Source organism: Gracilibacillus sp. Marseille-QA3620, assembly GCF_054950035.1.
Window position 1 is genome coordinate 3033228 of record NZ_CM143102.1, and the last position, 13723, is coordinate 3046950.

Here is a 13723-nt window from a genome sequence, read left to right on the forward strand (position 1 = left end):
ATACACTCCTCTTTTTACATTTTTTAACATAAAATATATTACTATCAAATGGTAAATAATTCAATATTATTACATTTTTTAGAATTTTAGAGAGTGCAAATGAATTATTCAGCATATGACATTTACCCCTGAGACAATAAAAAAAGAGGCACAGTGCCTCTTCATTTATCATTTCACGCCCTCTTGCAAACGGGCGGCCTTTTCCTCCAGCTTCGCCGTATTCTTAAAGGCTGTTGCAAGCATGAGCTTCAGACGGTTCATTTGGTTGACGGCAGATTCACTAGCATCATAATCAATCGCTGTAATGTTTGCATCAGGGTATACTTCCTTTATTCCTTTCAGCATTCCTCTTCCCGTCACATGGTTTGGAAGACAGGCAAATGGCTGAACACAAGCAATATTCAGTACACCGCTCTCAATTAATTCAATCATCTCACCTGTGAGGAACCAGCCTTCACCCGCTTGGTTTTCAGTTGAGAGAATGGTTTCAGCTTTCGCAGCAAGCTCATCAATCGTGTGCGGAGAGCTAAACCTCGTGCTATTCTCCAGAGCTTCCTTAAGGGGCTTGCGGAGGCTCTCAATATAACGGATAGCAGCACGGTATACAGCAGCCGATGTGCGGCTTTTCCCTAATTGGGCTGGTCCATCATATGCACAATAGAGGAAGAAGTCTAGAATATCTGGCATGACTGCCTCCCCTCCCTCCTGCTCAATCAATTCGACAATTCGATTATTGGCATCAGGATGAAACTTCACAAGAATTTCTCCAACAATCCCCACCCTTGGTTTATGCGATTCAATGATAGGCAGCCTATCAAAGCTATCTACCATGGAAACGAGGTAATTCCTATAATCCTTCATGCGGAATTTCCTTAGTGACTCCCTGCAGGTCTTAATCCAATTGTCCATCAGTTCATTTGCGCTCCCCTTAACTGCCTCATATGGACGAACGCGATAGACCATCCGCATGAGCGCATCTCCATAAACGGTCGCGGCAATCAGCTTGCGAATCATGGAAGGGCTTATATCAAAGCCAGGGTGTTTCTCAAGACCGAGTGTATTCATCGAAATGACCGGAACCTGCCCCATTCCGGCATCCTTCAATGCCCTTCTCAATAAGACGATATAATTCGTAGCCCGGCAGGCACCGCCAGTTTGTGACATAATGAGCGCCGTCTTATTCACGTCATATTTGCCCGACTTCAAGGCATGAACCAATTGGCCAATCGTCAGGATAGCCGGATAACAGGCATCATTATTCACGTACCGAAGACCTTCGTCTACAGCCTCCTGCGAAACGAGTGGAAGTACTCCTCCTTTATAGCCTTCACTATTTAAGACCGCTTCATATAAAGAGAAATGAATCGGCGACATTTGAGGAATCAGGATGGTGTAATCCTTTTTCATCTCTTTCGTGAATTTCACAGGCTCCTGCGGACGCTTGATTTTCTGAACCGGCTTCACTTGAGCCAGCTCCCGTTCTTTTATAGCAGCCTTTAAGGAACGAATACGAATACGGGCAGCTCCGAGATTATTGATCTCATCAATCTTAATGAGTGTGTACATCTTGCCGCTCTCTTCCAGAATTTCCTCTACCATATCACTTGTGACTGCATCCAGCCCGCAGCCGAAGGACGTCAATTGCACAAGCTCAAGTGACTCTTCCTTTGCAGCCACACGTGCTGCTCTATAAAGTCTAGAATGATACGTCCATTGATTAACGACGCGCAGGTCTGTTTCTGGCTCAGCCAAATGTGCGACAGAATCCTCTGTAAGCACAGCCATATCATAGGTTGTGATTAGCTCAGACAGACCATGATTAATTTCCGGGTCAACATGATAAGGCCTGCCTGCCAGGATGATTCCCTTCTTGCCGGTTTCCTTCAAATAGGCAATCGTCTCTTCCCCCTTGAGGCGAATATCGCTTTTTGCATGATCAAGTTCAGCAAGACCGAGACGAATGGCTGTCTTGATTTCTTTCTTCGGCACATCAGGAAGCGCTTTGGCCATCTCATTAATCAGGGCCCGCTCATTATCAAGAGTCAGGAATGGCTGTACATACGGAATATTTGCTTCCCGAATGGAATCCACATTGACGCGGATAACTTCCGGATAAGAGGTCACAATCGGGCAATTATAATGGTTGGCTGCTTCCTCAGCCTCCTTCTTCTCATATACAACCGATGGATAGAAAATCATGTCTACTCCCTGATCAACCAGATGCTTCACATGACCATGGGACAGCTTCGCCGGGTAACAGGCTGATTCTGAAGGGATGGAATCCATTCCGGCTTCAAATAACTTCTTGCTGGATTTTGGCGATAGCATGACCCGGTAGCCCAATTTCGTAAAGAAAGTATGCCATAATGGATAGTTCTCATACATATTCAAGACTCTTGGAATGCCAACCGTTCCTCTGAATGCCTCCTCTTCCGAAAGCGGCTCATATTGAAAAATTCCTTCATATTTATAGGTATAAAGATTCGGCAGGTCCGTTTTCTTCCTCGGCTTGCCCGCACCGCGCTCACAACGGTTCCCTGTGATAAAGAAGCGCTTGTCCTTGAAGCGGTTGATTGTTAAGGCACAATTATTGCCGCACCGACCGCATCGGCTATGGCTGACAGAATAAGTGAAATCATCAAGCTCTGAAAGATGCAGGATTCCGCTTTCTCTTAATCCAGCCAATCGGCTCTGTTCCTTTGCGATGATTGCGCAGCCGTATGCCCCCATCATCCCAGCAATATCTGGCCTGATGACCTCCTTGCCAATAATGTTCTCAAAGGCACGCAGGACTGCTTCATTATAGAAGGTTCCTCCTTGAACGATGATATTCTCTCCAAGCTCCTCTGTATTTCGAAGCTTCATTACCTTCTGTATAGCATTTTTGATAACTGAATAAGAAAGACCAGCTGATAGATTAGCAAATGTGACCCCTTCTTTTTGAACCTGCTTAACCTTAGAATTCATGAACACTGTACAGCGGGAGCCTAGATCAACTGGCGAGTCCGCAAGCAAAGCCTCTTTAGCGAAGTCCTTAATATCCACTCCAAGCGAATGAGCAAAGCTCTCAAGGAATGACCCGCAGCCTGCAGAGCAGGCCTCATTCAGCATGAGATGGTCAATCGCCCCATTTTTGATTTTGATACACTTCATGTCCTGACCGCCGATATCAAGGATGAAATCAACCTCAGGCAAGAATTTTGCCGCAGCTTTATAGTGGGCCACTGTTTCGATTTCCCCGAAATCAATATTTAAGGCAGCCTTCACCAAGCCCTCCCCATAGCCGGTAACGGCCGACGATATAATGGAGACGTCCTTTGGAATGATCTTATATAAATCTTTCAGCCCATCGATAACTGATTGGAGAGGATTCCCCTTATTGCTCGCATAGAATGTGTAAAGCAGTTCCAGCTCCTCCCCAACTAGCACAATTTTTGTCGTCGTCGAGCCAGCGTCAATCCCTAAATAAGCTCCTCCGCAATAGGAAGCCAAATCTCCCCTCCTTACTTCATTGCGTCCATGACGCTCCCTGAAATCTTCAAGCTCCTGTTCATCCTGGAATAACCTTGGAAGTGCTGCGATATCACTTTCATAGATAGAAGGGTTGTAATCATTGAACTTCTTCACCAAATCAATCAGAAGATAAGAAGGTGACTGCATACTGCACATTGCTGCACCCAAAGCAACAAAATATTGACTGTCCTCCGGGAATAACACATCCTCATCTGAGAGCTTTAATGTCTCAATAAACCGTTGTCTCAATTCAGACAGATAGGTCAGCGGCCCTCCTAGAAATGCCACACTCCCACGAATCGGACGGCCGCAGGCAAGGCCTGATACCGTTTGGTTTACAACACTTTGAAACACTGATGCTGCAATATCCTCTTTCCGTACCCCTTCATTTAATAACGGCTGCACATCTGTCTTAGCAAATACACCGCAGCGGGAGGCAATCGGATAAATCTTCTCATGTCCCTTGGCCAGCTCATTCAACCCTCCCGCGTCAGTCTGCATTAGACTGGAAATTTGATCGATAAATGACCCGGTCCCTCCTGCACATGCCGCATTCATTCGCTGTTCTATACCACCCTGGAAGTAGATGACCTTTGCATCCTCTCCCCCAAGCTCAATGACAACGTCCGTTGATGGGATATGAAACTCGACAGCCTCTGTACAGGCGATGACCTCCTGAACAAACGGAATGTCCAGACGCTTTGCCATAGACATCCCGCCAGATCCGCTTATATGAATTGTTGCTTCTGCTGAAGGATAGCTGCGCAAGCCCTCCTGGAGCATTTTCACGACTGCTGCCTTCACATTAGAGAAGTGGCGCAGATAATTTTTATACAGTACTTGTTTATCTTCATCCAAGATCATTAATTTTGCAGTGGTTGAACCAATATCTAACCCAATATGCACACGCATAGAAACATAAAATCCCCTTTCTGAAACTCAAGATATCGTTGTATTGGAGAAAATGATAGGATGGCTGGGATATAAGGATAGGAGTGAGGGCTGTTCAGTTTCCATATTCATTTAGTCCTTAAAATAATTATATTAATATAATATATATAATAGTCAAAATTCTCAATCCATTCAAATAGCGAAATCTGCCTCAACGAATAATGAATACCCATTCAACCATTGATATTTTTTTCCGTTTTTATGTTATGCTGAGAATAAGATGTTTTAAAGGAGGAGTTAGAGATGTTTAAGGTGGAAACAAGCTTAAGAGAGAGCAGCCACGCCGAAGTGGATTGTGCTTATGGTATCGTCTCGCTCCCCGGGACTAAGATGAGTGTATACAGCTTTTACGTGGATGGACTTTTAATCGATACAGGTTCACCTTTCTTACTGAACGATTACATCCCTTTCTTTACGAAGAAACCAATCGACCGGGTCGTTTTAACTCATTATCACGAAGACCATGCAGGCGGGGCTAAATGGATACAAAATCATTTACATGTTCCCATCTACATACATGAATCCACCGCTGCGTCGTGCAGCAAGCCCTTTGATTATCCCGAATATCGCAAGCTTGCCTGGGGAGAGACGGAATCCTTTGAGGCTAAACCGCTTCCACCCTTATTTTCTTCTAAAAGTGAGTCATGGGAAAAGATTCATACACCCGGTCATACGAAGGATCATGTCTCCTTTTACAATCATGACCGTAAGATATTGTTCAGCGGTGATTTATATGTCCTGACTCGAACAAAGGTCATTATTGCTGAGGAGGACATCACCCAAACAATGGCTTCTATCAAAAAGGTGCTTGCTTATGACTTTGAGGAGGTTTATTGCAGTCATGCCGGCTACTTGCCAAAAGGCCGAAAACGGCTGTCTGATAAACTTCAATATCTTGAAGCTATGCAGGAAGAAGTCATCCGGCTGCATGATAAGGGTATGGATGTCTTATCCATTAAGAAGGAGCTCTTTCCGAAGCAGTACCCTATTACCATCGCATCGGGTGGGGAATGGGATTCCATTCATATCGTGACATCCATCTTAAATGAAGCTCAGAAGATAACGAGGGAACCATGATTTCATGGCTCCCTTTTCTTCATTTAAGAAATGGAGCCAATAAAGCCATCAACCCTTGATAGCCAAAATAACCGCCAAAGCCCAGGCGTGAGAGCCCCGAGACAATGGAGATTGTCTTCAAGCTCCTTTCATTAAGAAAGCGCCTAAAACTAGTCGCAAGCATAGCCACAAATACATCCCAGCAGGTTAATCCGAGGAAAATCATCGAGGAATAAATAAGCAGGTCCGTTGTCCCTGTCGTTGTGGCCGTTTTCGCCAACACGGACCCATAGATGCCAATCCAGAATAAGATGGAAAGAGGACTTGTAATGGACATTAGGAAGCCTATCCCAAAGGATTTTGCCAATGATTCCTTCTGACGATATCCGCTCAAGCTGAGCGCCCCCGCCTTAACCATTCCTTCCACACCGGAGTATATCAACACAAATCCGCCGAATAGCCACAAGAATATCTGTACAACTGGTATCTCGATGAAGTGCACAAATCCAAGGTAGACAAACAGCATAAAAAGTCCATCAGCCAGCATGGAGCCGACACCAACTGACCAAGCATGCCAAAAGCCATTTTTAATCCCCTTATCAATCCTGGCAGAATTAACGGGCCCTATCGGTGCGGCTAAGGTGATTCCCAAAATAAAATAACTGAATAGAATATGTCCGCTCAAAAAAACTTCACTCCATATCTTCTGGCTTAGCTTGTACAAATCTATGAAGGTAGGCCGGAAACTATACCGTGATTTTTGTGCATGAAAAAACCTCCCCTTTCTGGGGAGGTTACACCAATCTCAATAGGAACTAAATGAAGCTGCATTCAACATAAGCCATTTATCCACTTCACTCTTAACGAATAATTCCTTATCTCCGAATTGGATAAAAGGAAGATGCTGATCTATTTCAACGTGTTCACCTGAAGTCCGCTCCATCGATTGCTGACTAATGAGGACCTCTATCTCTTCCTCTGAAATAAATAGATACTCGGCTAATTCATTCTTTGTCATGACCATACTAGGGACGGTTGATACGCTGGATGGCTCTGCAGAAGCTGTCTGCACACTTCCATTACTTGATAAGATGATTGCTGAAGCCAAAATAGAGACGGCAAGAAGGAGAACTGCTCCAGCCATTATAAGAGTATGATTCTTTGTCATCGGACACCCGCTTTTCATTTAATGTAATAATTATCCAATATTCTATCTCCACATACAATGGGTATACGAAAAAAACTGCATTCCCAATTGTTAGACATGTCTCACAATTGGGGTACAGTTCAATTACGGTGCTTTAATCGGATACCCTTTTTTATTTCATTAAAGCATACAGCTTCAATAGAGTGAATTCATTAAGCCTGATATCTCAATACAGGTTTACGGGCAGCGAGTGCTTCATCAAGGCGGCTGATGACAGTCGTATGCGGTGCCTCCTGTACGATTTCAGGGTTCTCCTCTGCTTCCTTCGCAATTTGAATCATGGCATCAATGAAACCGTCGAGGGTCTCTTTTGATTCCGTTTCTGTCGGCTCGATCATCATACATTCCTCAACATTGAGCGGGAAGTAGATTGTTGGCGGGTGATAGCCGAAATCAAGGAGCCTTTTGGCAATATCAAGTGCACGGACCCCAAGCTTCTTCTGTCTTCTCGCGCTAAGCACGAACTCATGCTTACAATGATTATCATAAGGAAGATCATAGTATTCTGCGAGTCTTCTCATCATATAGTTGGCATTTAAAACCGCATATTCCGTTACAGCCTTCAAGCCATCCGGCCCCATCGACCGGATATATGTGTAAGCACGTACATTGATCCCAAAGTTTCCGTAGTATGGCTTCACACGACCAATTGATTGCGGACGGTCATAATCGAGCACATAGCCCTCTTCTTCCTTCACGACCATTGGCTTTGGAAGGAATGGAATCAAATCCTTCTTTACGCCGACAGGTCCAGAGCCAGGTCCGCCCCCTCCATGAGGTCCAGTAAAGGTCTTATGCAAGTTAAGGTGGACTACATCAAAGCCCATATCCCCCGGCCGTGCCTTTGACAAGACGGCATTCAGGTTCGCCCCATCATAATACAGCTTTCCGCCGACACCATGGATGATTTCCGCCATTTCCGTAATTTGCTCCTCAAACAAGCCAAGTGTATTTGGATTTGTCAGCATCAATGCCGCAGTATCCGGCCCTACAACCCTCTTTAAGTCCTCAAGGTCAACCAAGCCATCCTCACCAGATTTCACGGTAATGGTCTGCAGACCGGCCACCGTTGCAGAAGCTGGGTTTGTTCCATGTGCGGAATCTGGGACAATGACCTTCACACGGTCGAAATCACCATTTGCTTCATGGAATGCACGAATCATCATTAACCCTGTCCATTCCCCATGGGCGCCTGCCGCAGGCTGAAGAGTTACCTCATCCATACCCGTGATTTCCTTTAAGTGCTGCTGGAGGTCATACATTAATTCCAGTGCCCCTTGTGCCGCTTCAGCCTCCTGCAGGGGATGCACATGAGCGAATCCTGGGAATCGTGCGACGCTTTCATTAATCTTCGGATTATATTTCATCGTGCAGGAGCCGAGTGGATAAAATCCGGAATCCACCCCATGGTTTCTGCGGGAAAGAGCCGTATAATGACGCATGATATCAAGTTCAGACACCTCCGGCAAATTCGGCTCTTCCTCTCGAATGAATTCATTCGGCAGCAATTCTGAGAGGCTTGCCTCTGGGACATCCAATTCCGGCAGGGAATAGCCAATACGGCCTGGTTTTGTAAGTTCAAATATTAAAGGCTGATCCTGTTTATGCATGGAAATCCCCCAATTCTTTTGCAAATGTATCAATTTCTTCCCGTGTACGCAGCTCTGTTACGGCAACAAGCATACACCCTTCAAGCTCTGGATAATCACGTCCTAGATCATAACCGCCAATAATTCCTTTCTTAAGGAGCAGACGATTCACTTCTTGAACAGATCCATTTACCTTCACGACAAACTCATTAAAGGATGGTCCCTCAAAGGCTATTTTAAGTCCATTTGATTTAAGAGCCTCTTTTGCATAATGAGCCTTCTGGATATTTTGGACAGCCATCTCCTTCACGCCTTGTTTCCCGAGTGCGGTCATCGCAACAGATGCAGCAAGCGCATTTAAGGCTTGGTTGGAGCAAATATTAGAGGTAGCCTTATCCCTTCTGATATGCTGTTCCCGTGCTTGAAGGGTTAAAACGAAGCCTCGCTTGCCTTCTTCATCCACCGTTTGACCGACAAGACGGCCCGGCACCTTCCGCATTAATTTATTGGTAACGGCAAAGTATCCGCAATGCGGACCGCCAAAGGCTGCAGGGATGCCGAATGGCTGGGCATCGCCAATCACGATATCAGCGCCGAATTCCCCTGGAGGCGTTAATACACCAAGGGATAACGGGTTGCTTGAGACAATCATCATCGCCTTTTGAGCATGAACCAGCTTCTCAACCTCCGCAAGATTTTCAATGCGACCGAAGAAATTCGGATACTGAACAATAAATCCAGCTGTATCTCCGTCTATTTGTTCAGCTAATTTCTCCAAGTCTGTCACGCCATCCTTGCACGCCACAACTTGAAGGTCAATATATTGTCCCTTTGCATAGGTTGCAAGAACAGCACGAGATTCAGGATGAACTGCCTCTGAGACTAGCAGCTTCTTCCTGCGAGTAGACCCAGCGGCAAGCATGGCTGCCTCAGCAAGCGCCGTACCCCCGTCATACATGGAGGAATTGGCTACATCCATACCCGTCAATTCGCAAATCATTGTCTGGAATTCAAAGATAGCCTGCAGCTCTCCTTGCGAAATCTCCGGCTGATAAGGTGTGTAGGCTGTATAAAACTCAGAACGGGAAATGACATGATCAACAATAACCGGCATGTAATGGTCATACACTCCTGCACCAAGGAAGGAGCTATAGCTTTTAAGGTCGGCATTTTTTGCCGCCATTTCAGCTAATTCCTTCAATAGGGCTGACTCTGATTTGGCCGGCTTGATGGCATACTCCCCTTTGAAACGGACATTGGATGGAATATCAGAGAATAGGTCGTCAATTGAATCAACACCAATTGTTTGCAGCATTTCTTTCTCATCTTCGGTAGTCATCGGTAAATAACGGTGGTTCATTTCTGCACTCCTCCTGCTTGCGGACGTTTATAAAATGGGGTTTTGACCACTTTAGCCTTTAATTGCTTGCCGCGAATCTCAACCTTTACTTCTCCATCAAGTGTGGCATATTCACTTTTAATGAGCGCCAAACCAACATTCTTCTTCAAGGTAGGGGATTGGGTGCCTGTCGTGACCTCTCCAATCTGAACACCTCCGGCAATTACCGGATAGCCATGACGCGGGATTCCCCGGTCAATCATCTCGATGCCGACCAGCTTGCGCGGAGCCCCGTTTTCTTTTTGTGCTTTTAATGTTTCTCGACCAATAAAGTCTCCCTTATCAACTTTGACCGTAAAGCCTATTCCTGCTTCTATCGGGGTAATATCCTTCGAAAGCTCCTGTCCGTAAAGCGGCAGTTTAGCCTCAAAACGAAGAGTATCGCGTGCTCCCAGACCGCATGGTATAAGACCGATACGCTCGCCTGCTTTCAGCAGTTCCTTCCAAAGTCCTGCCGCATCCTCGCTTCGGCAGTACAATTCAAAGCCATCCTCCCCTGTATAACCGGTCCTAGAGATCAGCACGTTCATTCCAGCGACCTTCACATCCTCATAAAAGCTGAAGAAGCCTAAGCTTGTTAAATCTGCCTCTGGAGCAAGGGGCTGCAGAACCTCTTCTGCAAGCGGTCCCTGCAAAGCGAGCAGGGCGATTTGTTCAGAAATATTTTCAAGCTCTGCTCCTTCAGTCAAATGGGACGTCAGCCATTCAAAATCTTTGTCAATATTTGAGGCATTCACTACAAGGAGATAGTCATCCTCAGCCTTCTTATAAATAATTAAATCATCGACCGTTCCGCCATCCTCATAGCAGAGAGCTGTGTACTGTGCTTTACCTGCTATCAATTTACTCACATCATTGGTCACCATTTTTTGAAGAAACGGCAGTGAACCTGCTCCCTTGACTGTAAATTCACCCATATGGGAGACATCAAAAAGGCCCGCCTTCGTTCTAACTGCCTCATGCTCATGCTTGATTCCCGAAAATTGCACAGGCAGCTCCCAACCGCCAAAGTCAATCGTCTTTCCGCCGTATTCCCCATATACTGAAATCAGCGGAGTTTGCTTTAACTTCTCCATCCTCTACCTCCCAATGATTCGTATAATCCCTTTTCAATCACAGAAAAAAGGACAGAAACCAGCCCTAATTTTAGGAAATGGTCTCTGTCCTGATACCTGAAAGTTTACCGCATACATCCTGCGTTTCCCCTTTGGTGGCCTCATCTAGTTAAATAGTGAAAGCACTCTCCAGAGTTGCGTCCAGCAAGTGTTCTTTTGCCTGAGAGATTCACGGTCTCAGCCGTTTGCTCCTTCGGCGCCGCAGCCTGCGGTCTCTCCCCTTGCCTTCATTCGCTCATATTTTTATGTAATTGGTTCATACTAAACATCATGCAAAGGGATTAGACTATTATCAAAATAATCTAACAAGATAGTTATATCCTATCATCAAGAGGAACATTGTGGCAAACGTAAACCTCCACTTGAAGAGGAATTGCCCAAGCTTACTATAAGGAAAGACGGGGTCAGCCATGAGCAATATTCCAGATATTCATTTTGAAGATGGGTGGGAAACAGAGCTTGAAGAGAGAATCAATGAAGATGGACCTTGGTCAAGCTATTCTCTTTTTCAACTTAGCATCGAAGCTGAAAAGCAAAAGCTAATACCAGATTTCACTGGGTTAATCGGACCGAAGCATCTTTCGGGATTCACTCCTCTCCCCCACCAGCTCGAAGCAGCAACAGAAGTAATCGAGCGCATGAACGGAAAAGCCATCTTAGCCGATGAGGTCGGTCTTGGAAAGACAATAGAGGCAGGGCTTATTTTAAAAGAGTACATGATTCGAGGACTTGCACGAAAAATACTCATCTTAGTTCCTGCTTCCTTGGTCTCTCAATGGGGAACAGAGCTGAATCAAAAATTTCATATTCCAGCCTGCATTTACCGCAAGGGCTATGGGTGGGATGGAGATATTCTCATAACCTCCATTGATACAGCCAAACGGGAGCCACACCGGTCTGCCATTCTTGAACAATCCTATGATTTGGTCATCATTGATGAAGCTCATAAATTAAAAAACAATAAAACCAAAAACTATGAATTTGTTCAAAAAATCCAAAAGAAGTTCTGCCTGCTGCTGACAGCTACGCCTATCCAAAACAAGATTGAGGAAATTTTCTACCTTGTTTCCTTGCTGAAGCCAGGCCATCTTGGCAGTTATACGAGCTTCAATGAGCGATTCTCCGCCAAAAAGCGTTCCTTGAAGGATGATGCCTACCTGAAGGAATTAGTGAACCGAGTCATGATTCGTAATAAACGCCAGGAAACAGGGATTGAATGGACAAGCAGAAAGGTAGAGTCGGTCTTCATTGAATTCTCCGAGAAGGAGAGAGCCCTTTATGATGCAGTCGCCTCCTTCCGTGAGGCTTTGCCGGAGAAAATGAATACCGGCTTCTCCTCCCTGATTCTTCAGCGGGAGGCCTGCAGCAGCCGAGAAGCTGTCTACTTTACGCTTCGCAATATGCTTGAGAAATATCCAGATGCCAGTGAGACCTATAAGCAGAAGATTCATGAGCTGATTGGCAAGGTAGAAGAGGTGAATGTCAACTCGAAGGCTGAAAAAGCATTAGAGCTGATCAAGAATATTAATGATAAGGTCATTATCTTTACAGAATACCGTGCTACTCAGCTGTATTTGCAGTGGTTCCTCAAGCAAAACGGCATTACATCTGTTCCTTTCCGGGGCGGTTTTAAGCGCAGCAAAAAAGACTGGATGAGAGAGCTCTTTCAAAAGCAGGCACAGGTGCTGATTGCGACAGAAGCCGGCGGCGAGGGAATCAATCTGCAATTCTGCCATCACATCATCAATTTCGACCTGCCATGGAATCCTATGCGGCTTGAACAGCGAATCGGGAGGATACATCGCCTCGGCCAGACTGAAGATGTACGCATTTATAACTTTTCCGTCAAAGAAACGGTGGAGGAGCATATTATGAAGATTCTCTATGAGAAGATTCAATTATTTGAACGGGTCGTCGGCGAACTAGATGATATTTTAACAAGGCTCGAGGTCAAAAATCTTGAAGAGCATTTAACTGATATTCTTGCCAAGTCGAAGACTGAGGGAGAAATGAAAATCAAGATGGACAATCTCGCTTCCATGATTGAATTTGCGAAGCGGGTGAAAAAGGAGGAACCTGCAAGTGCAGCAAGTGGAAATCCATAAATTCCTGACAGAATTCTTTCAAGCAAACCATTGTGAAATCACCGAACAGGGACCAGGGCATCTCATCGTCCAATTGACAATCGAGATGGATAAAGAGCTCATGAATAGGCCATTTTACTGGCATTATCTTGAGAAGACCGGGGGAATTCCAAATCCGATGAGCTTAACGCTCATTACTGACCAGGAGCTGGCGCCGGAAGGGCTGAAGGGGGACTTCATTCACTTCGGCTCTCCTAGACTGCATCAAATCTTCACGCTATCGAGGAAGCTTTCACGTCATATCCGGCTTTTTGAGAAAATCCAGGTTTCAAACGGACAAGCCCCCTTATTTCCCTGGCTTTGCCTAAATGTTAACATCTCCTATGAATGTGACCGTAAAAAAGATCAGCTTCATTCCATTGGGCTGAACTTAATCAACGGAACAATCCTAGAGGATTTTTATGACACGGTGCAACGAGTCGACCTTACACCAAAAATACCGGATTATACTTTCACACTTTCACCAATCATCCGCTATCAAAGCGGGATTGGCCGCTTGAAAAGTCATATGCAAATGAAAGTCACTCAGGACAACCATTCCTGGGCAGCTGATGCCATGGAGCGATGGAACAAGGATTTGGCCTTATTAAATCATTTCTATGAAGACAAGCTTGAGGAAGAACGAGAATCCTATGAGGCGGAAAAGGAAGCGCTGAAACTTCAATATGAGCCGCGCATTCATGTTAGAATCATTAACGGTGGATTGTTTTATTTAACAAAGGATGCTATCTAGCTTATAGAGGAGCATG

Annotated in this window: 9 protein-coding genes and 2 riboswitches; of the genes, 3 read left to right on the plus strand and 6 right to left on the minus strand. The window is 45.2% G+C overall.

Annotated elements, in window-relative coordinates:
- Positions 1-168: 168 nt before the first annotated feature.
- Positions 169-4425, minus strand: a complete 4257-nt coding sequence (locus tag ACY8DX_RS15300) for an acyl-CoA dehydratase activase-related protein (protein WP_462405557.1) — start codon at positions 4423-4425, stop codon at positions 169-171.
- A 282-nt stretch (positions 4426-4707) separates the two neighbouring features.
- On the opposite strand from ACY8DX_RS15300, the gene ACY8DX_RS15305 reads away from it, so the two are divergent.
- On the plus strand, positions 4708-5541 hold the full coding sequence (locus tag ACY8DX_RS15305) for an MBL fold metallo-hydrolase (protein WP_462405558.1): 834 nt from the start codon (positions 4708-4710) through the stop codon (positions 5539-5541).
- A 19-nt stretch (positions 5542-5560) separates the two neighbouring features.
- Here the strand turns inward: ACY8DX_RS15305 and ACY8DX_RS15310 are convergent, their stop codons facing one another.
- The 5 genes from ACY8DX_RS15310 to gcvT all read right to left on the minus strand — a co-directional run bounded on the left by ACY8DX_RS15310 (position 5561) and on the right by gcvT (position 10791).
- Positions 5561-6205, minus strand: coding sequence for a LysE family transporter (locus ACY8DX_RS15310; protein ID WP_462405559.1), 645 nt, complete (start codon positions 6203-6205; stop codon positions 5561-5563).
- Positions 6206-6325: 120 nt separating this feature from the next.
- Complete coding sequence (locus ACY8DX_RS15315; RefSeq protein ID WP_462405560.1) at positions 6326-6688, minus strand: hypothetical protein; 363 nt, start codon at positions 6686-6688, stop codon at positions 6326-6328.
- Positions 6689-6879: 191 nt separating this feature from the next.
- A complete protein-coding gene (gcvPB, locus tag ACY8DX_RS15320; protein ID WP_462405561.1) occupies positions 6880-8337 on the minus strand; it encodes an aminomethyl-transferring glycine dehydrogenase subunit GcvPB in 1458 nt (485 codons plus the stop codon).
- Entirely contained in the window at positions 8330-9676 is a 1347-nt protein-coding gene (gene gcvPA, locus ACY8DX_RS15325) for an aminomethyl-transferring glycine dehydrogenase subunit GcvPA (protein ID WP_462405562.1), read from the minus strand. The genes gcvPB and gcvPA overlap by 8 nt, the downstream gene beginning before the upstream one ends.
- Positions 9673-10791, minus strand: coding sequence for a glycine cleavage system aminomethyltransferase GcvT (gene gcvT, locus ACY8DX_RS15330; RefSeq protein WP_049670162.1), 1119 nt, complete (start codon positions 10789-10791; stop codon positions 9673-9675). The genes gcvPA and gcvT overlap by 4 nt, the downstream gene beginning before the upstream one ends.
- Positions 10792-10873: 82 nt before the next feature.
- A riboswitch (glycine riboswitch) is annotated at positions 10874-10965 on the minus strand.
- A gap of 3 nt (positions 10966-10968) precedes the next feature.
- A riboswitch (glycine riboswitch) is annotated at positions 10969-11061 on the minus strand.
- A 179-nt stretch (positions 11062-11240) separates the two neighbouring features.
- Here gcvT and ACY8DX_RS15335 point away from each other — a divergent pair.
- Together ACY8DX_RS15335 and ACY8DX_RS15340 are read left to right on the plus strand one after the other, a co-directional pair.
- Positions 11241-12935, plus strand: a complete 1695-nt coding sequence (locus tag ACY8DX_RS15335; protein WP_462405563.1) for a DEAD/DEAH box helicase — start codon at positions 11241-11243, stop codon at positions 12933-12935.
- Complete coding sequence (locus ACY8DX_RS15340; RefSeq protein WP_049670160.1) at positions 12913-13707, plus strand: YqhG family protein; 795 nt, start codon at positions 12913-12915, stop codon at positions 13705-13707. The genes ACY8DX_RS15335 and ACY8DX_RS15340 overlap by 23 nt, the downstream gene beginning before the upstream one ends.
- The last annotated feature ends 16 nt before the right edge of the window (positions 13708-13723 follow it).